22 protein-coding genes are annotated in these 23,361 nt (G+C 46.5%); 13 read left to right on the top strand and 9 right to left on the bottom strand.

Features of this window, described 5'->3' with window-relative positions; genetic code table 11:
* Positions 1 to 483: 483 nt before the first annotated feature.
* The 3 genes from IEV16_RS10415 (at position 484) to IEV16_RS10405 (ending at position 6,885) form a co-directional block, all read left to right on the top strand.
* On the top strand, positions 484 to 2,118 hold the full coding sequence (locus IEV16_RS10415; protein WP_188365644.1) for an AbgT family transporter: 1,635 nt from the start codon (positions 484 to 486) through the stop codon (positions 2,116 to 2,118).
* A gap of 76 nt (positions 2,119 to 2,194) precedes the next feature.
* Complete coding sequence (locus IEV16_RS10410) at positions 2,195 to 3,844, top strand: Na/Pi cotransporter family protein (protein ID WP_229728320.1); 1,650 nt, start codon at positions 2,195 to 2,197, stop codon at positions 3,842 to 3,844.
* A gap of 95 nt (positions 3,845 to 3,939) precedes the next feature.
* On the top strand, positions 3,940 to 6,885 hold the full coding sequence (locus tag IEV16_RS10405; protein WP_188365643.1) for an HzsA-related protein: 2,946 nt from the start codon (positions 3,940 to 3,942) through the stop codon (positions 6,883 to 6,885).
* A gap of 17 nt (positions 6,886 to 6,902) precedes the next feature.
* Here IEV16_RS10405 and IEV16_RS10400 read toward each other — a convergent pair whose 3' ends face one another.
* Positions 6,903 to 7,286, bottom strand: a complete 384-nt coding sequence (locus IEV16_RS10400) for a VOC family protein (RefSeq protein ID WP_188365642.1) — start codon at positions 7,284 to 7,286, stop codon at positions 6,903 to 6,905.
* A gap of 162 nt (positions 7,287 to 7,448) precedes the next feature.
* Here IEV16_RS10400 and IEV16_RS10395 point away from each other — a divergent pair, with 162 nt between their 5' ends.
* On the top strand, positions 7,449 to 8,678 hold the full coding sequence (locus tag IEV16_RS10395; RefSeq protein ID WP_188365641.1) for a hypothetical protein: 1,230 nt from the start codon (positions 7,449 to 7,451) through the stop codon (positions 8,676 to 8,678).
* Positions 8,679 to 8,687: 9 nt separating this feature from the next.
* On the opposite strand, the gene rnk is transcribed toward IEV16_RS10395, so the two are convergent.
* From rnk to ubiG, 4 genes are all read right to left on the bottom strand, one after another.
* Positions 8,688 to 9,101 (bottom strand): nucleoside diphosphate kinase regulator, encoded by a 414-nt coding sequence (rnk, locus tag IEV16_RS10390; RefSeq protein ID WP_188365640.1) that lies wholly within the window; start codon positions 9,099 to 9,101, stop codon positions 8,688 to 8,690.
* Between the two features lie 152 nt (positions 9,102 to 9,253).
* Positions 9,254 to 10,519, bottom strand: coding sequence for a hypothetical protein (locus tag IEV16_RS10385; RefSeq protein ID WP_188365639.1), 1,266 nt, complete (start codon positions 10,517 to 10,519; stop codon positions 9,254 to 9,256).
* 22 nt (positions 10,520 to 10,541) lie between these two features.
* Complete coding sequence (locus IEV16_RS10380) at positions 10,542 to 11,201, bottom strand: HAD family hydrolase (protein WP_188365638.1); 660 nt, start codon at positions 11,199 to 11,201, stop codon at positions 10,542 to 10,544.
* 2 nt (positions 11,202 to 11,203) lie between these two features.
* Entirely contained in the window at positions 11,204 to 11,926 is a 723-nt protein-coding gene (ubiG, locus tag IEV16_RS10375; protein ID WP_188365637.1) for a bifunctional 2-polyprenyl-6-hydroxyphenol methylase/3-demethylubiquinol 3-O-methyltransferase UbiG, read from the bottom strand.
* 173 nt (positions 11,927 to 12,099) lie between these two features.
* Between ubiG and IEV16_RS10370 the strand changes: the two genes are divergently transcribed.
* Entirely contained in the window at positions 12,100 to 12,507 is a 408-nt protein-coding gene (locus tag IEV16_RS10370) for a MerC domain-containing protein (protein WP_188365636.1), read from the top strand.
* On the opposite strand, the gene IEV16_RS10365 is transcribed toward IEV16_RS10370, so the two are convergent.
* A complete protein-coding gene (locus IEV16_RS10365) occupies positions 12,504 to 12,674 on the bottom strand; it encodes a rubredoxin (RefSeq protein ID WP_188365635.1) in 171 nt (56 codons plus the stop codon). The two genes, IEV16_RS10370 and IEV16_RS10365, sit on opposite strands and share 4 nt — an antisense overlap.
* Positions 12,675 to 12,746: 72 nt before the next feature.
* On the opposite strand from IEV16_RS10365, the gene IEV16_RS10360 reads away from it, so the two are divergent.
* The 4 genes from IEV16_RS10360 (at position 12,747) to groL (ending at position 16,595) form a co-directional block, all read left to right on the top strand.
* Positions 12,747 to 13,688, top strand: a complete 942-nt coding sequence (locus tag IEV16_RS10360) for an ABC transporter ATP-binding protein (RefSeq protein ID WP_188365634.1) — start codon at positions 12,747 to 12,749, stop codon at positions 13,686 to 13,688.
* A complete protein-coding gene (locus tag IEV16_RS10355) occupies positions 13,681 to 14,451 on the top strand; it encodes an ABC transporter permease (protein WP_188365633.1) in 771 nt (256 codons plus the stop codon). Before IEV16_RS10360 ends, IEV16_RS10355 begins: the two co-directional genes overlap by 8 nt.
* Positions 14,452 to 14,645: 194 nt before the next feature.
* On the top strand, positions 14,646 to 14,936 hold the full coding sequence (locus tag IEV16_RS10350) for a co-chaperone GroES (RefSeq protein WP_188365632.1): 291 nt from the start codon (positions 14,646 to 14,648) through the stop codon (positions 14,934 to 14,936).
* A 15-nt stretch (positions 14,937 to 14,951) separates the two neighbouring features.
* Positions 14,952 to 16,595: a chaperonin GroEL gene (groL, locus tag IEV16_RS10345; RefSeq protein ID WP_188365631.1), complete on the top strand. Its 1,644-nt coding sequence runs from the start codon at positions 14,952 to 14,954 to the stop codon at positions 16,593 to 16,595.
* Positions 16,596 to 16,653: 58 nt separating this feature from the next.
* Here the strand turns inward: groL and IEV16_RS10340 are convergent, their stop codons facing one another.
* Together IEV16_RS10340 and IEV16_RS10335 are read right to left on the bottom strand one after the other, a co-directional pair.
* On the bottom strand, positions 16,654 to 17,526 hold the full coding sequence (locus IEV16_RS10340) for an ATP-grasp domain-containing protein (protein ID WP_188365630.1): 873 nt from the start codon (positions 17,524 to 17,526) through the stop codon (positions 16,654 to 16,656).
* A complete protein-coding gene (locus IEV16_RS10335; RefSeq protein ID WP_188365629.1) occupies positions 17,523 to 18,470 on the bottom strand; it encodes a TolB-like translocation protein in 948 nt (315 codons plus the stop codon). Before IEV16_RS10335 ends, IEV16_RS10340 begins: the two co-directional genes overlap by 4 nt.
* A 261-nt stretch (positions 18,471 to 18,731) precedes the next feature.
* On the opposite strand from IEV16_RS10335, the gene IEV16_RS10330 reads away from it, so the two are divergent.
* Positions 18,732 to 18,968 carry a sulfurtransferase TusA family protein gene (locus tag IEV16_RS10330; protein WP_188365628.1) on the top strand — a complete coding sequence of 79 codons (237 nt, stop codon included), beginning with the start codon at positions 18,732 to 18,734 and terminating at the stop codon, positions 18,966 to 18,968.
* Here IEV16_RS10330 and IEV16_RS10325 read toward each other — a convergent pair.
* Positions 18,965 to 19,528, bottom strand: coding sequence for an adenylate kinase (locus tag IEV16_RS10325; protein WP_188365627.1), 564 nt, complete (start codon positions 19,526 to 19,528; stop codon positions 18,965 to 18,967). The genes IEV16_RS10330 and IEV16_RS10325 overlap by 4 nt on opposite strands.
* Before the next feature lie 203 nt (positions 19,529 to 19,731).
* Here IEV16_RS10325 and IEV16_RS10320 point away from each other — a divergent pair, with 203 nt between their 5' ends.
* From IEV16_RS10320 to dinB, 3 genes are read left to right on the top strand one after another with little or no spacing between them, the layout of a single operon-like run.
* Positions 19,732 to 20,991 (top strand): 6-phosphofructokinase, encoded by a 1,260-nt coding sequence (locus tag IEV16_RS10320; RefSeq protein WP_188365626.1) that lies wholly within the window; start codon positions 19,732 to 19,734, stop codon positions 20,989 to 20,991.
* On the top strand, positions 20,991 to 22,256 hold the full coding sequence (locus tag IEV16_RS10315) for a nucleotide sugar dehydrogenase (protein WP_188365625.1): 1,266 nt from the start codon (positions 20,991 to 20,993) through the stop codon (positions 22,254 to 22,256). Before IEV16_RS10320 ends, IEV16_RS10315 begins: the two co-directional genes overlap by 1 nt.
* 14 nt (positions 22,257 to 22,270) lie before the next feature.
* Positions 22,271 to 23,335 carry a DNA polymerase IV gene (gene dinB, locus IEV16_RS10310; protein WP_443093961.1) on the top strand — a complete coding sequence of 355 codons (1,065 nt, stop codon included), beginning with the start codon at positions 22,271 to 22,273 and terminating at the stop codon, positions 23,333 to 23,335.
* The last annotated feature ends 26 nt before the right edge of the window (positions 23,336 to 23,361 follow it).

Raw genomic sequence — 23,361 nt, 5'->3', positions numbered from 1 at the left:
TACTGCCAATTATTTTAAATTTTCCATTCTGCAGAATCTTAACCACAATAAACAGGTTGGTAGACCCGACATTCATGGAATTCCAACCATTTAATCTCCAATCTGGTGTTGTTTCATCTGCAAAGGCACTCAGATCATCACGCCAATCCCACACGACACTACCAGAGTCTAAGGCATTTTGAAGATGTTCCTCAATTACCCACCGGTTATATAGGCATGTTTTTACTGGCCTATGTGCCACCCCTTTGGTACAAAATTATGGATCGCAAATTAATGGCTATGCATGAGTCAAATCTGCAAACAATAAACACCTTGTAAACAAATCCTGGTCTTTTAAGGCTAACCAGGTGTTTTTTTAACCCATTATTTTTGCATATTAACCTCTTGGGCAAAGCCAATCACTCACGACAATAACCAACTTTTATTGCAAATTCACAACCGTTGGTGAACAATAGCGTCTTTTGTTAAAAATTCAAACCGCTGATGAATTCAAAAACCGAGTCAAACACACCTGTAAAAACCACCCACAAAAACCTGCCGAATAAGCCACCAAATCCGCCGGAAAAAACCGGTGGCTGGTTTGCCAAGTTTCTGGCATTTGTGGAATGGCTGGGTAATTTATTGCCGCATCCGGTGACTTTGTTTGCCCTGTTTTGTCTCTTTATTATTCTCTTTAGCGGTATCGCTGAATGGCTTGGTATCAGTGCCCAGGACCCCAGGCCTGAGGGTGGTGGTCGGGTTGAAGGCGGTGTTATCGAAGTGGTGTCTTTATTTTCCGCGGAAGGTTTGCGCCGGATTGTGACCGGTTTGGTAACGAATTTTACCGGTTTTGCACCGTTGGGCACGGTCTTAGTGGCCCTGCTCGGTGTCTCAGTGGCGGAACATTCAGGGCTATTATCCGCCGGAATGCGATCACTGGTCATGGGCGCTTCAAAACGTATGGTGACTCTGGCCATTGTGTTTGCGGGTGTTGTTTCAAACACAGCTTCAGAACTGGGATATGTGGTATTGATTCCACTGGCTGCCATGATCTTTCACTCCTTAGGTCGTCATCCACTGGCCGGTCTCGCAGCAGCCTTTGCCGGTGTATCGGCCGGTTACAGCGCTAATTTATTTATCGGCACTGTCGATCCTTTATTGTCAGGTATTACTCAAGAAGCCGCTCGATTAATTGATCCGGCCTATGAAGTGGGTCCTGAGGTCAATTGGTTCTTTATGGTCATCAGCACCTTCTTAATTGCCATCCTGGGCACCTTTGTTACTGAAAAAATTGTTGAACCGCGATTGGGTCAATATGATGAAAGTGAAGCCAGTATTGATTTGGGCGAACAAAAAATTGAACCGGTTTCTCCGCAGGAAAAACGTGGTCTGAAAATGGCCGGTTTAAGCTTTCTTATTTTGTGTGCCATATTGGCTTTAACCATCGTACCGGAATGGGGTGTTCTGCGTAATCAGACCACCGGCGAAGTGGCCGGATCGCCCTTTCTTAAAGGTGTTGTGGTGTTTATTTTTATCACCTTTGCCATTCCCGGATTTGTTTACGGTAAAGTGGTGGGCACCATGAAAAATGACCGCGATGTCATCGATGCCATGAGTAAAAGCATGGGCACCATGGGCTTGTATATTGTCCTGGTATTCTTCGCGGCGCAATTTGTGGCCTTTTTCAAATGGTCAAATTTGGGCACAGTGATGGCCATTAAAGGCTCCATTCTGATCCAAAGTCTTGGTTTAGATGGCCCGATTATCTTTTTATTCTTTATCATCCTCTGCGGTATGGTGAATTTATCCCTGGGCAGCGCCTCAGCACAATGGGCCGTGACAGCACCCATTTTTGTGCCGATGCTGATGCTGGTCGGTTATGCACCGGAAACCATCCAGGCGGCTTACCGCATCGGTGACTCGGTGACCAATGTCATCACCCCGATGATGAGTTACTTCGGTCTGATTCTGGCCATGGCTTGTCGTTATAAAAAGGACTTAGGTATTGGTACGCTGATTGCCACCATGTTGCCTTATAACATCGTGTTCTTTGTCGGCTGGACTTTACTGTTCTATTTGTGGGTGTTTGTTTTTGGATTGCCGGTGGGCCCGGGTGCCGCCACCTATTACACACCCTAAACTTTAAGGGCATTTTCTTTTTGGCTTATTGGCCCTAAGATAAGGGCCTTTGAGTGGATAATATTTTCTTAATGCCGTGAGCAACCAGACATTTGTGATTTTCGGTTCCGTTTTAGGCGGGCTGGGTTTATTTTTACTGGCCGTCGGTATGATGACCGATGGTTTGAAGCTGGCTGCCGGTTCTTCATTACGGCATATTTTAGCCTATTGGACCAATTCCACACTGCGCGGTGTGACCTCAGGCTTAATCATGACCGCCATTGTACAATCCTCCAGTGCCGTGATTGTCGCCACCATCGGTTTTGTTAATGCCGGTTTATTGACCATGCGCCAAACGCTGGGCATTCTCTATGGGGCCAATATTGGTACTTCCATGACCGGCTGGCTGGTGGCTGTGGTCGGGTTTAATTTTAATATTCAGCATTTTGCCTTGCCAATGATTGGTGTCGGCATGCTGATTCGTTTATTTAACCGCTCAGAAGGCAGACTACCTTCTCTGGCCCTGGCTTTGGTTGGTTTTGGTTTGTTTTTTGTGGGCATCGACATCCTTAAAACGGCCTTTGAAGGGATTGTGGCCGGCTTTGACTTAAGCGCGGTGAATGTCAGTGGCTTTCAGGGCCAGCTGTTGTTTTTTTTGATTGGTATTGTCATGACCCTATTGACCCAGTCATCCAGTGCCGCAATCGCTTTGACCATCACCGCAGCGGTGTCGGGTATTTTAGTGATTGAATCAGCCACTGCCATGGTCATCGGCGCCATTGTCGGCACCTCTTCCACCTCCTTACTGACCACCATTGGTGCCACCGCCAACGCCAAACGGGTGGCCTGGGCCCAGGTTATTTTAAATTCAACCACCGCTTTGGTGGCCTTTATCATTCTGCCTGTACTGATGTTTTTATTGCATCGCGGCAGTACTTATTTTCAGGTTGAGTTATCCATTGGCTTAACACTGGCCTTATTGCACACCACCATTAACATCGCGGGTGTACTGTGTTTTCTGCCACTTAACCGCCGGCTTGCAGAATTTTTAGAGCGGCGCTTTACCACGCTTGAGGCGACACCAACCCAGGCCAAATATTTGGACAGCTCGATTGCCGCTTCACCCACTTTGGCCATTGACGCCTTGATTCTGGAGCTTAAAGACAATGCTGATCGCATCAAATCTTTACCACAAGTTGAATTTACCCAAGCCGCTCAATCACCCACTACAATGACTGAAGAGCTCCGGGTCATTACTGACTTATCAAAACAAATTTCGGAATTTATCGTGGTGGTTGAGCAGCATGCCCTATCAGAAAATACTTCTAAACAGTTGGTTTTATTATTGCGCATTGACGAATATTTACTGACTTGTGCCCAAGCCATCAACACAATATATCATCAGTATCAGCGTTTTGATGATTCGGAATTAGGCAACTTCAAGTTAGATATTAATCTTTACAAAGACAGTATTTTACTGAACCCGGATTTATTATCCGGTTTCGACCTCGACCAGCTACAAGCCCAGGTCAAAACGGACCATGACGCCGTTAAAGTCAAACTTCTGAACCTCGGCTCGCGCGGTGAAATTTCTTTCACCACCATGACACTGGTTTTAGATATTATGCGGGAACAACTTTATATGATTCAGCAGTGGCTAAAAGCCATTCATCTGCTAAAGCATGTTGACGCACAAAACCAACAAGCCGAACAATTAGATGACGATGATCATAGTCAATCAAATTAAATGGCTTACCAGCTGAATCCTAAAATGTGACTTCTGCCTCATTTTAATTTACTTTATCAATCTATTCTTAAGCAAAATAACTTTTTGGATAAATAATGCCCTATAAAATCTTCGCCCTGTGCCTAAGCCTGTTTGTCAGCTTCAATGGCCAATCAGGCGTCGTCGATTATGACATTATCTATGTGAAGCAACCACGCTTCGGTGATGCGGTTAACACCATCTGGCCGGAAATAGCGCACCCCGGACGATTGGATTATGGTGCTGATCTAATGCTTTTACACCCTGATGGCAGTGAGGAGATTTTGGTGGATTGTGAGGTCTGTAGTGTGACCGATCCGGTGATTTCCTTCGATGCTCAGTGGGTTTATTACAGTTTATTTCATGATGTCAGTCCGGGTAACCTCAACACCCAACGCGGCAATTTACCCTATCAGGGTGCCGATATTTTTCGTATGCATTTACAGACCCGGCAAATTGAACAGTTAACCCACGGTGAATTTACCCCCAACACCGGTGCCGGCAATTGGGATGAAAGTAATCCGTTAGATCCGGATAGTAGCTACAATCGTCTGGGTTACGGCATTTTAAATTTGGGCCCGATGCCCTTACCGGGCAATAAACTGGCTTTTACCAGTAACCGCAATGGTTTTGTGCCGCCACGCGGGTACACCAACCCCAATATGCAACTGTATGTGATGGATGTGGATGGCTCTAATGTCGAAGCCATTGCACCGATGACCATCGGCAGCGCTTTGCACCCAACCATCCTCAATGATGGGCGCCTGATGTTTTCTACCCTGGAAACGCAGGGCATCCGAGACCTTCGATTATGGGCGATTTGGACCATTTTACCCGATGGCCGGCAATGGCAGCCTTTGGTCAGTGCCATGACTTCCCCCAATGCCTTTCACTTTATGACCCAAATCTCATCCGGTGATATTGTGGTGGAGCAGTACTATAATCTGAACAATAATGGTTTCGGGGCTTTGTATAAATTCCCCATAGACAGACCGCCTAATCAGCCGCAATTTGGCAGCCCCTATCCGGAATTAAATCCGCCGATTGAACAAACGGTCACTCAACAAACCGGTCTTTATCCTTTTCGGTTTTCTTTTACCCCTTATGGCTATCAAGCGGTGACGCCCATGACCCATCCCGGCGACAGCGCCGCACCCATTGGCAGTAATAATGTTGATCGGGTGGGAAAATTCACCCAACCTTCAGCGGCACCGAATAATGATTTACTGACTGTTTGGTCACCGGGCCCGGCCAATGATCTGAATCGACCCACCACCATTCCTTACTACGATGCCGGTTTATATGTGATTAAAAATACCGAACAAGTTTGGCAGCCGGAAGATTTGGTGCTGATAAAAAATGACCCCGATTTTAATGAAGCCTGGCCCCGGGCAGTGGTGCCCTGGCAGGCCATTCACGGCACACCGGAACCCGCTATCCGGAATTGGTTACCCAATGATGGTGAACTCAATACCCAACTACCGGCCGGTACACCCTATGGCCTGGTCGGCTCAAGCAGTCTTTATAAACGCGACTCCTTTCCGGGGCGCGGTTCAGCTGATTTTGATGGTTTAGATCCCTTTAACACCTCACAAAACCGCGTCAGCAGTAACTGGTCGTGGCAGGGCGCTGAAGCCGGTAAATACGACAACAGCGACATCTGGGCGATTCGAATACTGGCGATGGAACCCAATACCCACCGCCGATACGGGCCCAATTATGCCCCCAGCGGTTCCACCGATTTCTATAACCACGCCAATGAACGGTTGCGTATTATGGGCGAAATACCGGTGCGTAAGGAAAACCCCGACGGCAGCCCGATTCTGGATGCTGAAGGCAATCCGGACACCAGTTTCCTGGTTAAAATTCCGGCTGACACGCCGTTTACTTTTCAAACCCTGGACCGTAAAGGCATGGTACTGAATATGTCACAAACCTGGCATCAGGTCAGGCCCGGCGAGGTGCGCACCGATTGTGGTGGCTGCCATGCACACAGCCAACAACCGTTGGATTTTGCCGGTACTGCCGCCAGTTTGCCCGACTATCCGGTTTGGGACTTATCGAAAACCACACCCTTTATCAAGGTCAATCAACAAGGCGACAATGAATTAGAAAATAGACCTGAAAAAGTCGTGGATGTGGAATTCTATCAGGACATCCGACCCATTCTGGAAAACCATTGTGTCAGTTGTCATAACGGCAACCAAAACGCCGGTAATCTGAATTTAAGCGATTACAGCCTGGAGGATCATTTACCCGGCGATTACCGCCGCTTAGCCAAAGATGAATCAGCCGATTATGGCTATCCGCCGGTGATTCATAATGGTGTCTGGCGCCAAACCAATGCCAGTCGCTATATTCGTAAATTCCAGAGTCGGCGCAGTTTACTGATCTGGAAAGTGTTTGGTGAACGCCTGGATGGCTGGCTTAACAGCGATCACCCCACCGCCACCATTCCGGGTGATCCCGCATCGATTCCTGGTGGTGCCAATCCAAATTTGGCGGATTTAGATTTTATCCCCAGTGCCGCCCACCCGGCCGGTGGCATGAGTGGCTTAAGCAATGAACAGAAAATGATCATCGCCCGCTGGATTGATCTGGGTGCGCCCATTGATACTGCTGAGGTTCGCGGTAATCCCGGTTTCGGCTGGTTTTTGGATGATTTAAAACCGACCCTATCCATCAGTTTACCGCGCCCTAATTACAACGAAAAGCCGGTCGATTTGATTCGACTGGGTCTGGCAGATGCCAATTCCGGAATCAACTTATCAACGCTGTCCATTAAAGCCAATTTTATGGTTAATAATCTGCCTGCAGAGAGCGAATTAAGTGGATTAGCGGTTAGCAACGGTGATGGCATTTACCAGATTCCTTTCACATCCGCCCTGCCGATTGATACAACTGAACGCCATATTCGCGCCGAAGTGGCCGATCATCAGGGCAACATCAAACGGGTCGATGTGCGCTTTTATACCGGTAATCCGGATATAATATTTATCGATGGCTTTGAGCTTACCCCGTAAAAGATTTTATTAGAGCTCTATGGGTTTGCTTTATTAACACGCCAGGGCGGGAAGCGTCGGTTGTCACCCGCCCAATAGAGTTTTATTTTGTTACCCGAAGGGTCGTGCAGAATGGCTTCACGCCAGAGATAAGTCTGGTCGGTAGGATCCTGGTCAAAAACCACACCCTTTTCCTTAAGCACCGCAACCCATTCATCCAATTTTTCATGCTCAAAATAAATCACCGCACCGTTATTATAAGCGGCTGTTTCATACGACAGTGAAAAGGTGGCCTGGCCGTCAGGGCATTCAAAACGGGCATAATGGGGTGAATCCACAATCAGAATAAAACCCAATTGCTGATAAAACCGTATGGCTTTTTTAAGGTCGCTGACCGGTAAAGTGATTTGGTTCAAATTCATAAAAGATAATTCTACGGGCGGTTCTAAACTTTATCATACCAATTATCCGGGTTTTCAAGGCATCAAAACCGAGCATCACCGATAAAAATTAAAAATAATTGGCGTTATCTTGATGCTTTTAGCGCCTTTATATTTAACACAACCACGATATCAGGTGATGCCATGTCTAAACAAACCTATTTACTTATTTTTTCCGCGCTCACGGTCATTCCGTACAATGCAAACAGCAATAACGGCAACTGGAGCCAGGTCCCGATTTTTAATGAAGCGCCTTTAGAGACCGTATTATGGAGTGACGGCAGCCCGATTGATCCTGATATGTGGGCCGCTATTTTGTGGAACGATGGTGTCAACAATCGATTGGATGTGGTGAATATACCGCCACCCTACGATGGCACCGGCTTGTCTTCAACCCCGCTTGAAAACACCGCTAATTTATTTGCTTTGGGAAGCCCGTGCACCGATGGTACAAACGTCGTGGTACCTTATATTAAAAATTTTAACGTTGAAGTGGCCCGATATAATGGCAGCAGTTGGTCCAAATCAACCTTGCCTGATACCGTCACCAATAATTTTGATAACACCCACTGCGCAGCAACGCAAGATGGCTTTTTTATTGGCACCCACGATCTAACCGATGGTGAAACAGAAATATTTAAATCCAATAATGGCGGTGCCAGTTATACCTTTTATGGTCGTTATAATTCCAGCGGTCCTTTTGATGGCGCCATCAGAGAGCCGTTGGCAAGCAATTGGGGTCAACGCTATATCCGGTCTGTGTTTCAGCAAAGCAACGGCATGATCAGATCATGTCGCTTTGATACCGCACCACACACACTAACCCCTTCTTGTGTCAATATTGAGCAACAGACACCACCGGGCGGTTTTACTTTTGTTAGAGAATCAGCCGGTGGCTTCAATGGCCAGGGAATCACATTCACGTATAATAGCAACGGCACCGCCAAAGCGTTGACATTTAACGAACAGGATCTGATTAATTTCCAAAATGATGTGTTAGGGCCGGTTAACAATAACGGCAGTCAGTTTTCATTCCAAGGGTCAACCATCATCACTGTCTTAGATGAGAACAACAAGCCGATGCAAAACCATGTGCTGTGGGGTGATTATTACTATATTGATACCAGCACGCCATTCCCGCCACCGCCTTCAATTGACAATAATTATCCGGTTGCCGGTGTCGGCGGCCCCATTGACGGTTGCGTGGTTCGACAAAAGCAAGGCCATCGTATTACTGATCGTGGTTTTTTTGTGGCGCCGCGCGTGGGCCCGGATGGCACGGTTCTGTATAAAAGGACGCTACGTTCAGATCCTATTTTTGCCGATGGCTTTGAATCAGGTAACACCGCCGCCTGGTCTTCCACTTGTCCTTGATAAATCGGCTTAGCGGTGGAGTTCCCCGGCACGTTCCGGCTGGTAAACCACTTCCTCGATTTGCACTTTAAGGGTACCGCCGCCGGGTTTTGACCACTCAATGGTTTCGCCTTCTTTAAGACCCAGTAAGGCACTGCCAACCGGGGCTAAAATAGAAATGGTTTCGCCATTGTCTTTCATATCTTTGGGGTAAACCAACGTTAAACAAAACGTTTCATTACTGGATAAGACCTTAAACTTCACTGTTGAGTTCATGGTCACCACATCCGTCGGTATGTCCTTAGACTCGACAATATCGGCCCGGCTTATTTCGGCATCCAAAGCATCTGCAATGGGTGTGTTATCGCCGGTCACGGCGTCCAATAAATCTTCCAAGCGTTTAGCATCAGTCTTGGAAATTATAATGTTTGGTAAATCACTCACGATAATCCTCGTTATTCTATTTATGAGTTTTAGTTACAAATAAAAGCAACTGTTGGCTAACCATGCCTAAACATTGTAGCTGTTAGCCAATAAATCAATGCCGTCTATTGTAATACCAATGGCTGATGCTTTGGCAATAATTAAATCCGCTACTATTCAAAATCAGGAAAATACTTTTCGACCGCGGTCATTAAGGCATCTTTGCGGCCTTCTTCCGGCCAGCCGATTATTTGATCAAGTACCTGGCCGTTTTTTAAAAAGTAAATGACCGGGGTGCCCCATTCTTCTAATTTGGTAAAATCTTGTTTTAAATAGGCGATATCTAAGGACGCCATGGGGTATTTTTTATTCCAGTTAACAATGGCATCAATGTTACTTAAGTAATTTTCATCGGCAATCCATCTGGAATGGTTTTTGAAAAACTGCGACAGTTTTTCATCGGCGACGATATCTTTAATCAGCAATTGGCAGAATTGACAGTAGGGATGGGCAATTACAATGACTTCTGTTTCGGTGTTAAAAGTAAATTCCTGTTGTATTAAGCTGGATTCATCGCTGGCGATTCGATAAACAGAAGGACCTTCAATTTCTTGGCTTTGAATGGCTGGTAAATCACCGACGGCCATGTCGGAATATTGTTGCTGTAATTGCTGAGCAGCGACTAACTGGCGGCTACTCAGTAATGATTCATAAACATCCGTGGCCACGGAGGGGATGTATTTGGATTCGGAAAACTGACTCACATAATCATTAAAACAAGCTAAATGCTGACCCGCAATGTCCTGATCATTGCGGTAAAAATTAATGGTGTAGAGCACTTCCAATACCGCCAGGGTTTCATTATGACCGCGTTGTGAGCAGTTTTTCTGGGTCAATTCAGGCAATAAGGTATTATCATAAAAATCCCGAAAATCAGCCATTCTGTCTAAATCGCTCTTATTTATATCATCTCGGTTATCGATGGCGCGTAATTGTGCCAGTAAGGGGTATTCAGCATTGCTCAGGTAGGGTTTTGTCGGCGGGCTATTATCGTCATCATCCGATGGAACAATATGCTCAGCTAAATAAGACTGACCGAATAAGGCCAGGACTCTATAGGCATCGGCGTAGGAAAGTGTTTCGATAATATTGGTATTAAAGCGAATTAAACCTTTATCAGAAAACCGTAAACCGTCGATAAAATCCTGTCGAATATATTCATTACTAAACACATTGAGTGGAAATTCAGGATACTTGAGGGTTTTGTAATAGGCCAAATCAGCTTTATTTTTAATTAAGGCGTGTCTTAACTGAAGGTCTTGAACCTTATCGAGTTGATTTATTAAGGCATCGGTTTGTGATAACGCTTCAATACTGTGGGCCGTGGTGAGGGACATAACACCCAGAGTTAGTACAAGACAGGTGATCAGAATTTTCATATCATTTCGCTGGTTTTAATATTTATTTGGCTTGAAACAAGGCCAAAAGTTCATGTGGATTATTAAAGCTGTGATGGGCTCGCCAATGTTCGGGCTGATCGTGGTCATGCAAATAGCCCCACAACGCCACGGCTGATTTAGTGCCGGCGGCATGGGCGGCCAGTACATCACTTTCGGCATCGCCTAAATAAAGCGTATCTTGCGCTTTGACTTGAACCACTTTCAGTGCTTGATGGATGGGTTCCGGGTGCGGCTTTGAATGACCGACTTCATCGGCACAAATCAATACCTGACTGGCGCTTAATTCCGGTAAGTGGGCGACAATCGGTTTCGCCAACCAGCCGGGTTTATTGGTGACAATACCCCATGGAATGGCTGCCGCATTTAAGTGATTTAACAGGTCACCGACACCTTCAAACAGGTGGGTGTTTTGATTCAGGTTTTGTTGGTATAACTTTAGATAGCGTTGTTGTAAGCGATCGCGTTCGACTTTGGGTGGTTGACCAAAAATAGATTCAATCAAGGCCGCTGAACCATGGGTAATAAAACCACGATAATCAGCGATGTTGATATTATGCGGCTGCTGGTGTTCATCGGCTAACTGTCGAAGGGTCAGCAACATATCGGTGGCGGTATCTATTAAAGTACCGTCTAAATCAAACAGTACGGCGCGATAAGGCATGGTTAATCTTTGCCTGAATCCTGGTTGTTTTTTTGAATGGCCATCAGATAATTAATGTCTAAATCACCCGCATCAATGACCGCGGTTTTGGTGATGGGGTTATAACGCATGCCGCTGATGTCTTTAATTTCAGTTTTGGTGTCATTCAGCATCTGCACCAATTCCGAAGGTTTAATAAATTGCTCAAAGTGATGGGTGCCTTTGGGAATCAGTTTCAGCACATGCTCTGCGGCGAAAATGCCCAGCATCATGGCTTTTGGGGTGCGGTTTAAGGTGGATAAAAATAACCAGCCGCCGGGTTTTAAGGCTTTTAAGCAAGCCGTTATAATGCCTTTTGGATCAGGCACATGTTCCAGCATTTCCAAACAACACACCACATCGTAGTGCTCCTGGTTTTCATCACTGAAAGTGGCGATGTCTTGCTGCTGATAATCAACCGTTAAATCCGATTCCAACAAATGCAATTTCGCGGTTTGTAATGATTTCTCAGCCAAATCCAAGCCAGTGACTTGTGCCCCCAGCTTGGCCAGTGCTTCACTCAAGACACCACCACCGCATCCCACATCGAGCACTTTTTTATCCTTAAATTCCACCATCGATTGCATATAAGCGACCCGTACCGGATTAATGTGATGCAAGGTTTTAAACGGTCCTTCAGGATCCCACCAAAAGGCCGCTTGCTGGTTAAATTGATCAATTTCTTGTGGATAATGATTGGCTGTCATGGGTTTTAAAACGTGAAAAGCAAAAGCTTATTCTAACGTTTTTATGGCAAAATTGGAAAAGACCTCACGATTAAACTACTCCCATCATTCACGATACATTTCATGACTTGATTTAACGCTGATGGTGCCCATATCTGGTATCATTATGCGCTTTGCCGATAAAGCATTATTACATGACCGAATCAAGCCTCAAACCAACCGCTGACAAGCTGGGAATTTTTATTTCCGGTTTGTGCGCCATCCATTGTGCTATGTGGCCTTTTTTATTAAGCGTCTCAGTGATTTTGCCCGATTGGGCACACATTGGTCATGGCTGGTTCTGGTTTACTGTGATTGCGGCTTTGGCTGTCTGGTCGATTGCTCATGGCTGGAAACAACATCGCGACCGTCGGGTATTTTTTTATGCCTCGTTCGGTTTAGGTTGTTTGATACTGGCCATCGTCACCGAAGCGTGGACCGGCATCTGGCTGGAATCAGCTTTGTATGTAATTGGCGGCTGTCTGATGGTGGCAGCACACTGGCGAAACCACAGAAGATGTCGCTGTGTCGAACACGTACACACAGCAGGTTGTGAACATTAAAGCAGTTCGAAGTCTTCTTTAGTGACGCCACAATCGGGGCACATCCAGGTATCAGGGATGTCTTCCATGCGGGTGCCTGGTTCCAGACCGTCTTCGGGCCAACCTTCGGCTTCGTCGTAGATAAAGCCACAGACAACACAGATGTATTTTTTGTATTCCGGTTCCATAAATTTTAGTGAATCGTTGGTCGTCCTTAATATGCGGATGACTGTGTTTATTTCAACCAAGATTAGGAAATTATGACCCACGCCATTGAAGTCAACAATTTAGTCAAAACCTACAAAGACGGAACCCGGGCACTTAAAGGGATTGATTTAAGTGTCGAAGCGGACCAAATTTTTGCTTTACTCGGGCCAAACGGCGCCGGTAAATCGACATTAATCGGCATTGTTTCATCATTGGTGAATAAAACCTCCGGCACGGTACGTGTTTTTGGCAAAGATCTGGACGCTGATCGTCAGGCGGTTAAATCCATGATTGGTCTGGTGCCGCAAGAATTTAATTTCAACACCTTTGAGACCCCTTATGACATTGTCCGTAATCAAGCCGGTTTTTACGGCATTCCGGCCAAAGTAGCCCGGCAACGTACAGAAAAATACTTAAAGCAGTTACAACTGTGGCACAAGCGTGATGCGGTGTCGAGGGGCTTGTCCGGTGGCATGAAGCGTCGGCTGATGATTGCCCGGGCGATGGTCAATGAACCAAAACTACTGATTCTGGACGAACCCACAGCCGGCGTTGATATTGAAATCCGCCGATCCATGTGGGCATTTTTAGAAGACATTGCGGTCACCGGCACCACCATTATACTGACCACCCATTATCTGGAAGAAGCCGAACAATTGTGCAAAAACATCGCCATTATTGATCATGGCCATATCGTAAAAAATACAACCATAAAAGAATTGATTAAAACCCTCGATATTGAGACTTTTATTTTTGATTTAGATAAAAATCCTGATCCAAAAATTCTTGAGCAGCTCGGCGCCATTGCCAAAGATGAAGCCTCAATTGAACTGTCCATTGCCAAAGACGAATGTTTAAACAGCGTCATCATGCAATTGGATGATGCCGGTTATCGGGTGATTTCCATGCGCAATAAAGCCAACCGTTTAGAAGAGTTATTTGTCGCCATGACCGGCGATAAAAGCCAAACCAATAAGGAGCAAACACATGGTTAACACCACCTATGTCGGTATTAAAACGCTGATGCGTAAAGAGATAAACCGTATTTTGCGGATCTGGACCCAAACCTTATTGCCACCGGCCATTACCATGACCCTGTATTTCATTATTTTTGGTAATTTAATCGGCTCACGGATTGGTAACATGGACGGATTCGATTACATGTCATTTATTGTACCCGGTCTGGTGATGATGGCGGTGATTACCAGCTCTTATGGCAATATGGTGTCATCATTTTTTGGCGCAAAATTTGCCAAACATGTGGAAGAGCTGCTGATTTCCCCGATGCCCAATTGGGCCATATTGGTCGGCTATGTGGGCGGTTGTTTGTTCCGTGGCCTGGCGGTGGGCATTATTGTCACCGGCGTGTCTCTGTTTTTTACCGACATTCAAATCCACAATATCTGGATTGTCATTTCTACCGTGGTACTGACTTCTGTGGTGTTTTCACTGGGTGGTTTTATCAACGCCGCTTTTGCCAAAAAATTTGATGACATCGCCATTATTCCAACCTTTATTCTGACACCTCTGACTTATTTGGGCGGGGTGTTTTATTCCATATCCTTACTGCCTGAATTCTGGCAGGGTGTCTCAAAAATTAATCCGGTTTTGTATATGGTCAACACCTTTCGCTACGGTTTTCTGGGGGTTTCAGACATAAATATCTATGTCGCTTATACCCTGATTCTGACCTTTGTATTTATCTTAGGCTTTTTCTCCTGGTTGATTTTGCATAAAGGCTGGGGGCTACGCAGCTAGTCAAAACGGCGCTTGCGGGCAGTATCACCAATCAGTCTGGGTTCAAACAAACCGCCACCTGGATGTTTATTTTTTTGTGTTTTTCCCTTGAATTACCACCCACAAACCCAATATGTCAAACCAACCAAGCGCACAGGCCTTCTGCCTGTGTGCATCAACAATAATACTGTTATTAATTTTAAGGAGTTTAATCAATGAATATACGTCCTTTACACGATCGCGTGATTGTTAAGCGCGTAAAAGAGGAAACCACCTCACCTGGCGGCATCGTACTGCCTGAGTCAGCCACTGAAAAACAGGTTATCGGTGAAGTTTTGGCCGTCGGTAACGGTCGCTTACTGGATAACGGCGAAATCAAAGCCCTTGAGGTTAAAGTCGGCGATAAGGTTTTGTTCGAAGACAAATACAGCGTCAACGAAATCAAAATTGAAGGCGAAAAAGTCGTCGTCATGAAAGAAGAAGACATCATCGGAATCATTGGTTAATAGGAGATAATTATTATGAGTGCAAAAGAAATCAAATTTTCAGAAGACGCCCGTGCCAAGATGGCCCGTGGTGTAAACCTTTTAGCCAACGCAGTTAAAGTCACCTTAGGCCCAAAAGGTCGTAACGTGGTTTTAGAGAAAAGCTTTGGCGCGCCGAATGTCACCAAAGACGGTGTTTCTGTGGCCAAAGAAATCGAGTTAGAAGATAAATTCGAAAACATGGGTGCGCAAATGGTCAAAGAAGTGGCCTCGCAAACCAATGATGTGGCCGGTGACGGCACAACCACAGCCACCATTTTGGCTCAGGCGTTTGTTCGTGAAGGCTTAAAAGCCGTCGCTGCAGGCCGTAACCCGATGGATTTAAAGCGCGGTATCGATAAAGCCGTTGAAAAAGCCGTTGAAGCGATAAAAAAACAAGCCACGCCCTGTTCTGACACCAAAGCCATTGCGCAAGTCGGCACCATTTCGGCCAACGCTGATGAGTCTGTGGGTAAAATCATTGCCGAAGCCATGGACAAAGTCGGCCAGGAAGGCGTGATCACTGTTGAAGAAGGTTCCGGTCTGAAAAATGAACTGGATGTGGTTGAGGGTATGCAATTCGACCGTGGTTATTTGTCACCTTACTTTGTGACCAATCAGGAAACCATGACCGCAGAGTTGGATGATTCTTACGTCTTATTACATGACAAGAAAATCTCCAATATCCGTGAACTGCTGCCGATTTTAGAAGAAGTGGCGAAAACCGGTAAGAAATTATTTATCATCGCAGAAGATATTGAAGGGGAAGCGCTGGCCACTTTGGTGGTCAATAACATGCGCGGTACCGTAAAAGTCTGTGCCGTGAAAGCCCCAGGCTTCGGTGATCGCCGTAAGGCCATGTTAGAAGACATCGCCGTATTAACCGGTGGCACTGTTATTTCTGAAGAAGTCGGCTTGCAACTGGATAAAGCCACCCTCGATGATTTGGGTTCGGCCAAGAAAATTCAGGTCAACAAAGACAACACCACCATCATTGACGGCGCCGGTGACGGCAAAGAAATCGAAGCCCGTGTGGCCCAGATTCGTAAGCAAATCGAAGACGCCACCAGCGACTACGATAAAGAAAAACTGCAAGAGCGCGTGGCTAAACTGGCCGGTGGTGTTGCGGTGATTAAAGTCGGCGCCGCCACGGAAGTTGAAATGAAAGAGAAAAAAGCCCGCGTGGAAGACGCTTTACACTCAACCCGTGCAGCGGTTGAAGAAGGTGTTGTTCCCGGCGGTGGTGTGGCTCTGATTCGTGCCCAGCAATCCATCAAAGGCTTAAAAGGTGACAACGAAGACCAGAACATCGGTATCGCCATCACCTTAACCACCATGGAAGAGCCTTTGCGTCAAATCGTACGCAACTGTGCTGAAGAAGATTCCGTTGTTGTTAATGAAGTGAAAAACGGCAAAGGCAATTACGGTTACAATGCCGCCACCGGCCAATACGTTGACATGATTGAAGACGGTGTCCTGGATCCGGCCAAAGTCACCCGCAGTGCCTTACAGCATGCGGCCTCTGTGGCGGCCCTGATGATCACCACAGAGTGCATGATTGCTGACGTTCCGCAAGAAGATTCAGGCACACCTGATATGGGCGGCATGGGCGGCATGGGTGGTATGGGCGGCATGATGTAAATCAGCGTCCAAACAACCTGATGTTGTTTAAAACCCCGGACCCGAGTTCGGGGTTTTTTTATGCCTGTTTTAACACCGCATCAACCAATCTATCTGCCGCGTTGGGTTGATGCCGAAAAAACAAGGACGGTTCAATCAGTTCCACTTCATTAATCACCCACTGTCCTGTTAGATCGCGAAGAAAATCTAACCGGGCATAACAAAGTGGCTCAAAGCGTTGCCATAGATACGCCATACATTGATCTGCAACAATCCGTTCAGGCACCCCAATCTCATAAACACAATCGACACCACCAAAGGTGTCTTGCACCCGGTAATCACCGGCTTTAGGTTTTTTAATAACGGCGTGCGTTAACTGTTCACCCATATAAATGATGGACAACTCACCTTGATCGGCTACCGAGGGTAGGAATGGCTGTAACATCATGCCTGAATGTGTGAGATGCTGCTGTAAATGACTCATCGCCGTTTCTACACCAGCTCTGTCCGCTTTAAAACGCAGTGTTCCTGAAGCATCCGCACCAATCACCGGCTTTATAAACCACTCATCCGTATCGACCGTGTTTAATAACTGCGCAAATTCTTCTGCATTGGGAAGCTGATTAATCCAATGGGTTTCTGCCACAGGCAATCCGGCTTTCTGCAAATCTCTAAGGTACGTTTTTTCACTGTTCCATTGCACAACCTGCGGTGGGTTAAGCACAGTCATTTTCTGACTTAACCGTTTTATGATTTTGAGAAAAGACGATGGTTTTTTATGATAATCCCAAACCGAACGAATAAGCGCCACATTATGTTTTACCGAGTCATTAATCTGATTCCAAATTAGCCATTCTATATCCACTTGTCGTTGTTTAAAGGCTTGTACTAAATGCCTGTCGTCTTTATCGCCCCCGGGCAGATTAAAACAGGTGAGTAACGCCAGTTTCATTTCGTAATAATGTCCACTTGAGCGTTGTTTTGCTGTGGTTCAAAAGTCGTTTGGTAGAGTCGACTTTGCCCATTTTCGTATTGTTGAGTAGCATTCACAAACGATGATAAATCCGCAAAGTCAGCATCGCCCATTGCAGTGCGTTTACTGGTCCAAACAAGACGCCCGTTATCCGCATCATAAAAGGGGCAATAATCCATTTTATCGGAATTAATAGTTGGACCTAAATTTACCCTGGGACTGAAACCACCGTCGCTTTGCCGGTAACTAATGTATAAATCACCACTGCCCAGACCATCATCGGCGGCGTACACCGTATAAATTAAAAAGGATTCATCAGCCGCCACATAAGCATTAAACTCATAACCCGGACTGTTAATATTGTCGCTTAATGCTTGAGCTGGCTGGTATTGTTTATCCACCCAACGGCTCATATAAATATCATCTTTGCGCGTTTCCTTATTTCGATCAGACGTAAAATAAAGATTATTATTGTCACTCACCGCCGGATAAAATTCATTGTGCTCTGTATTAACCGGTCCGGGCAAATGAATCGGTGCTGACCATTTGGATTTTTGGCTGTCTCTTTGCACATACCAGATATCATAATGACTGGATTGTTCTGTACCCGCCAACGGCCTGTTCGAAGCAAAATAAAGCCGTAAGCCATTGGAGCTCAAAAAGGGTTCGATATCGCGATAACGACCACTAAAGGGCATCAATTCAAAATGACGCCATTGATTCTTATCAAATCTGGCCTTAACGATTACGCTGTGTTGTTCAGAGACATCTTGTGCCGTAAAATAGGCTTCATCTTGATAAGCCGTAAAATCTCGAACGTTAATAAATTGACTTAAATTTTCTGCCAGCGGCTGTACTTGACTGGCTGCCTGTGAAGTGGAAAAAAACCCGAATATAATTAAAGCACAGCACTGTATATACATAATTTTAGGCTCAATAAAAGGTCTATATAGCTTATCATGGCTTACATACCGATAAAAAAGATTCTGAACTTGGCTTTTATTTCAGAAATAGTTTATATTTGTGACGGACTTCACAGTTTATTTATTGCTTTTACATAGAATAGAAATTAAGTCGAGAGATTGAGTTTACACACACCCTTTCCCCCTTTTCTCAATCTCTTGAATTTAAAAAGACCACAACCCCCTGTGGTCTTTTTTTTTGCCTCATGCTAAATTGCACCCATGACTGAACTTTCTGAAGTAGACATTGATGCCACCGGCTTATTGTGCCCACAACCCCTTTTAAAGCTCAAGCAAGCCATGTCAAAGCTTGCTGTGGGTCAGCAGTTGTGTATTGCGGTGACCGACAAACACGCTGAATTGGATTTTCAGGTGTGGTGTGAACGCTTCGGACATCGTCTGGCCGGTCCGATTGAACAGTCAGACCGGCAATTGTTTGTGGTTAAAAAGGGAGGTTAGAACCTCAGCACGGCCTGAATACGGTCGTGGACTTGTTCGATGCTACCGCTGCCATGAATTTCTGACACAATGTCCTGTTTGCGATAAAAATCAGCCACCGGTGCGGTTTGCTTGCGATATACTTCGAGGCGATTTCTGACCACGTCTTCGGTGTCATCACTGCGGTCTTCTTCCTCAGCCCGTTTCGCAATCCGCGCCACCACTTCATCGGGATCCACCTGAATCAGCAAAGCATGGTCTAATTCGATATTCAAATCGTCCAGCAAATCTTCCAGCATTTCTGCCTGGGTAAGGTTGCGGGGGAATCCATCCAGTACAAAGCCTTTTTGGGCATCGTCTTTGCTTAAGCGGTCTTTGAGCATACCCAAAACGATTTCATCGGACACCAGTTCACCGGCATCCATGACTTTTTTAGCCGCTTTGCCTAATTCAGTTTCGTCCGCGATGGCTTGTCGCAGTAAATCACCGGTCGAAATATGGGGGATACCGCGTTCTTTTACAATCAATTTAGCTTGGGTTCCTTTGCCACTGCCGGGCGCGCCGAGTAAAACGATTCTCATAGTCTTGTCTCTTATGCCTTATACCGACCATCCGGGGATATTGCATACAACGGTGCAAGTCAGGTTATTTTCAGTTAAAATTCTCAACGTCAATGCCTAATAATGGCCAGGAAATAAGGTGTTTGTTAGAAAAGCGCTAACAGTACACCGCAAACCTGAGATAGTCAATCATTCAACAAAAAAAATAATGACAGGATACCGATATGCCGAAGAAAAATGCCCTTTATTGCCAGTCCGGCGGCGTCACCGCCGTTATTAACGCCACCGCTTGCGGCGTCATCCAAACCGCACGCTCACTACCCGAAGTGGGTACTGTATTCGGCGCCAAAAACGGCATTATCGGGGCGCTCAGAGAGGAACTTATCGACACCGCACAACACAGTGATGAAGAGATTGCCACGTTAATGCACACCCCGGGTGGTGCCTTTGGTTCTTGCCGATTTAAACTTAAAGACCCTGAAGCACAAAAACGTGAATACGATCGTCTGGTGGATGTGTTCGAGGCTCATAACATTGGTTATTTCCTCTATAACGGTGGCGGCGATTCATCGGACACCGCCCATAAAGTCTCCCAGATGGCTCACCAGCGTGGTCTGGATGTGATGTGTATCGGCGTGCCGAAAACCATTGATAACGATCTTCCCGTGACCGACACCTGTCCGGGCTTTGGCACCACCGCTAAATACATAGCCACCTCGGTGATGGAAGCCAGTCTCGATGTCGAATCGATGTCAGAAAGCTCCACCAAAGTCTTTATCTTAGAAGTGATGGGGCGTCATGCCGGCTGGATTGCCGCCGCCGGTGGCTTGGCCGGTAAACACCATGACGAACCACCTCAGATTATCTTATTCCCGGAAGTGCCTTTTGATCAGGCCGCGTTCTTAGAACGGGTTAAATGGTCAGTGGACAATCACGGTTATTGTTCCATTGTGGTGTCCGAAGGCGTGCAGGACAAAAACGGCAAATTCCTGGCCGATGCCGGCACCACCGATGCCTTTGGCCATGCCCAATTAGGCGGCGTCGCCACCGTGATTGCACAAATGGTGCGTGATGAACTGGGTTTTAAATACCATTATGCCATCAGTGATTATCTACAACGTTCAGCACGACACCTGGCCTCGAAAACAGATTTAGAACAAGCCTATGCTGTGGGCAAGCGTGCCATGGAACTGGCTGCAGAGGGCCACAATGCGGTGATGCCGGTGATTCGTCGCTTAACCGAAGATCCCTACACCTGGGACATCACCACCGCAGAACTGAAAGACCTGGCCAATGTGGAGAAAAAACTGCCGCCTGAATTTATTACCGAAGATGGCTTTGGTATTACCGATGCCTGTCGCCGTTATTTACAGCCTTTGATTCAAGGCGAAGCCTTTCCACCCTTTAATGCCGACGGTCTGCCCCATTATGTGCGCCTGAGTCAAACACTGACGCCGCAAAAATTACCGGCTTTTGATATCTGATGTCAGCATCGACACACATTGCGGTGGTTGGATTGGGTTATGTCGGTTTGCCGTTGGCGATGGCTTTGGCCGAACATTATCCGACCATTGGTTATGACCTGAACGAGAAGCGAATTCGGGCGTTACGACAACACCAGGACCACACCCAAGAAGTCACTGCCGAACAATTAAAAAACAGCGCATTAGAACTAACCAATAACTGTCAGGATTTGGTGCGGGCCAACGTTTATATCATGACCGTGCCCACACCGGTGGACAGTAATCACACCCCGGATTTATCACCCTTACTGACCGCCAGCGAAGCCATCGGCGGCCTGTTAAAACAAGGTGATGTGGTGATTTATGAATCCACCGTCTATCCGGGTGCCACTGAAGGTATCTGTGCCGACACGCTGGAACAAGCCAGCGGCCTGAAGCTCAACCAGGACTTTTATCTGGGCTATTCACCGGAACGCATTAACCCCGGTGATAAGGTTAACACCTTACAAACCATTGTCAAAGTGGTGGCTGGTTCCACTTCTGAAACAGCTGATTTTATTAACGGCATTTACCAGAAAATCATCCCCGCCGGTACCCATATAGCGCCAAGCATCGAAGTGGCCGAAGCCGCCAAGGCCATTGAAAACACCCAACGGGATATCAACATCGCCTTTATGAATGAACTGTCGATGATGTTTCATGAAATGAACATTGATGTTCTCGATGTGATTGCCGCGGCCAGCACCAAATGGAATTTTCTGCCGTTTAAACCGGGCTTGGTTGGTGGCCATTGCATTGGTGTCGATCCCTATTACCTGATCCACCAATCTCAACAACACGGTTATTTTCCACAGTTAATCACCACCGCGCGACGCCTGAATGAAAATATGAGCAGCTATGTCTCTGAGCGCATTTTAAAACTCATGGCACTGCACTCCAAACACATCGTTAAATCACGTATTCTGATTCTCGGCGTGACCTTTAAAGAAAACTGCCCGGATCTACGCAACACCCGGGTGGTTGAAATTAAAGACCAGCTGGAACGCTACCATGCCCGGGTTGATATCTGCGACCCCTGGGCTGACTCCACGGACTTAAAACAGGAATATGGTATCGAACTCACACAAAACCCCCGGGCTGACAGTTATGACTTAGTCATTTTAGCGGTGGCGCACGATTGTTTTAAAGAAGATGCTTATACACCCCAAAACTTCAGTCGTGAAGATGGGCTGGTCTTTGATTTAAAAGGTCTGTTACCCAAAAACGAGGTTAACGCCCGCCTCTGATCAGCATGCAGCCCTTGCGTAAAATCATCCACATCGATATGGACTGCTTTTATGCCGCCATCGAAGTCCGTGATTTTCCGGAACTGGCCGGCAAAGCCCTGGCCGTCGGTGGTCAACCGCACAAACGCGGTGTGGTGGCCACCTGTTCCTATGAAGCCCGCGAATACGGCATCCATTCGGCCATGCCGATGGCCAAAGCCCTGAAACTTTGCCCGGATCTGATTATCCAACCGGTGCGTTCCGATGTTTACCGCCGGGTGTCCGCTGAAATCTTCGATATCTTTAAAAACTACACCGACATTATTCAGCCTTTATCGCTGGATGAAGCCTTTTTAGATGTCACCGACTCAGACCATTGCCATGGCAGCGCCACCTTGATGGCCAAAGCGATTCGCCGTGATATTGAACAACAACACCATCTCACCGCCTCAGCCGGCATCGCGCCGAATAAATTCCTGGCTAAAATAGCCAGTGACTGGCACAAACCCAATGGCCAGAAACTCATCAGGCCCGAAGATATTGAAGACTTTATGCGTGATTTGCCGGTTAAAAAAATACCCGGCGTCGGTACAGTCACCAACCAGAAGATGCACAACCTCGGTCTCCATACCTGCGCCGATTTGCAACAACTCACTGAAAGCGAACTGCAACAACACTTCGGCCGCTTTGGCCTGTCCCTGTTTAACTATTGCCGCGGCATCGACCACCGCCCGGTGCAAACCAAACGCATTCGTAAATCCACCAGCATCGAAGACACCTTTGTTAATGACCTGCCCAATCTCACCGCCTGCCAGGCGGTTATCCCCAGGCTCTATGAATCCCTGCTCGAACGCCATCAACGCGCCCTGAAAAAAAGCCATGTTCCGCTCCTTATCAAAGCCCTCTACGTCAAAGTACGCTTCAACGATTTCCAAACCACCACCGCCCAATCCATCAGTCACAAGCCTGATTTAACGACCTTCCAGGAACTCATCAAAACCGCCTGGCACCGACAAGGCAAGCCGGTGCGCTTACTGGGCCTCGGCTTTCAATACCAAAACCCCTTAACGACCCATCAAGCAGATTTGTTTGAGGTTTGATTTGTTAAGCCTTTTGGTTATTGTGA

Origin of the sequence: Marinicella pacifica (genome assembly GCF_014636635.1) — a bacterium.
Taxonomy (GTDB): Bacteria; Pseudomonadota; Gammaproteobacteria; order Xanthomonadales; family Marinicellaceae; genus Marinicella; species Marinicella pacifica.
This window is presented reverse-complemented; position numbering and strand designations above follow the sequence as displayed.

What these genes read in the sequence shown, in the direction of transcription:
- IEV16_RS10380 (WP_188365638.1), bottom strand. Translation starts at nt 11,201, where the DNA reads ATGCCTTATCGCGCCGTACTGTTTGATTTAGACGGTACTTTAATAGAT.
- IEV16_RS10320 (WP_188365626.1), top strand. Translation starts at nt 19,732, where the DNA reads ATGCCGAAGAAAAATGCCCTTTATTGCCAGTCCGGCGGCGTCACCGCC.
- IEV16_RS10400 (WP_188365642.1), bottom strand. Translation starts at nt 7,286, where the DNA reads ATGAATTTGAACCAAATCACTTTACCGGTCAGCGACCTTAAAAAAGCC.
- groL (WP_188365631.1), top strand. Translation starts at nt 14,952, where the DNA reads ATGAGTGCAAAAGAAATCAAATTTTCAGAAGACGCCCGTGCCAAGATG.
- IEV16_RS10335 (WP_188365629.1), bottom strand. Translation starts at nt 18,470, where the DNA reads ATGTATATACAGTGCTGTGCTTTAATTATATTCGGGTTTTTTTCCACT.
- IEV16_RS10415 (WP_188365644.1), top strand. Translation starts at nt 484, where the DNA reads ATGAATTCAAAAACCGAGTCAAACACACCTGTAAAAACCACCCACAAA.
- IEV16_RS10395 (WP_188365641.1), top strand. Translation starts at nt 7,449, where the DNA reads ATGTCTAAACAAACCTATTTACTTATTTTTTCCGCGCTCACGGTCATT.
- IEV16_RS10325 (WP_188365627.1), bottom strand. Translation starts at nt 19,528, where the DNA reads ATGAGAATCGTTTTACTCGGCGCGCCCGGCAGTGGCAAAGGAACCCAA.
- IEV16_RS10365 (WP_188365635.1), bottom strand. Translation starts at nt 12,674, where the DNA reads ATGGAACCGGAATACAAAAAATACATCTGTGTTGTCTGTGGCTTTATC.
- IEV16_RS10350 (WP_188365632.1), top strand. Translation starts at nt 14,646, where the DNA reads ATGAATATACGTCCTTTACACGATCGCGTGATTGTTAAGCGCGTAAAA.
- IEV16_RS10330 (WP_188365628.1), top strand. Translation starts at nt 18,732, where the DNA reads ATGACTGAACTTTCTGAAGTAGACATTGATGCCACCGGCTTATTGTGC.
- IEV16_RS10385 (WP_188365639.1), bottom strand. Translation starts at nt 10,519, where the DNA reads ATGAAAATTCTGATCACCTGTCTTGTACTAACTCTGGGTGTTATGTCC.
- IEV16_RS10355 (WP_188365633.1), top strand. Translation starts at nt 13,681, where the DNA reads ATGGTTAACACCACCTATGTCGGTATTAAAACGCTGATGCGTAAAGAG.
- IEV16_RS10315 (WP_188365625.1), top strand. Translation starts at nt 20,991, where the DNA reads ATGTCAGCATCGACACACATTGCGGTGGTTGGATTGGGTTATGTCGGT.
- IEV16_RS10405 (WP_188365643.1), top strand. Translation starts at nt 3,940, where the DNA reads ATGCCCTATAAAATCTTCGCCCTGTGCCTAAGCCTGTTTGTCAGCTTC.
- IEV16_RS10360 (WP_188365634.1), top strand. Translation starts at nt 12,747, where the DNA reads ATGACCCACGCCATTGAAGTCAACAATTTAGTCAAAACCTACAAAGAC.
- IEV16_RS10340 (WP_188365630.1), bottom strand. Translation starts at nt 17,526, where the DNA reads ATGAAACTGGCGTTACTCACCTGTTTTAATCTGCCCGGGGGCGATAAA.
- ubiG (WP_188365637.1), bottom strand. Translation starts at nt 11,926, where the DNA reads ATGACAGCCAATCATTATCCACAAGAAATTGATCAATTTAACCAGCAA.
- IEV16_RS10370 (WP_188365636.1), top strand. Translation starts at nt 12,100, where the DNA reads ATGACCGAATCAAGCCTCAAACCAACCGCTGACAAGCTGGGAATTTTT.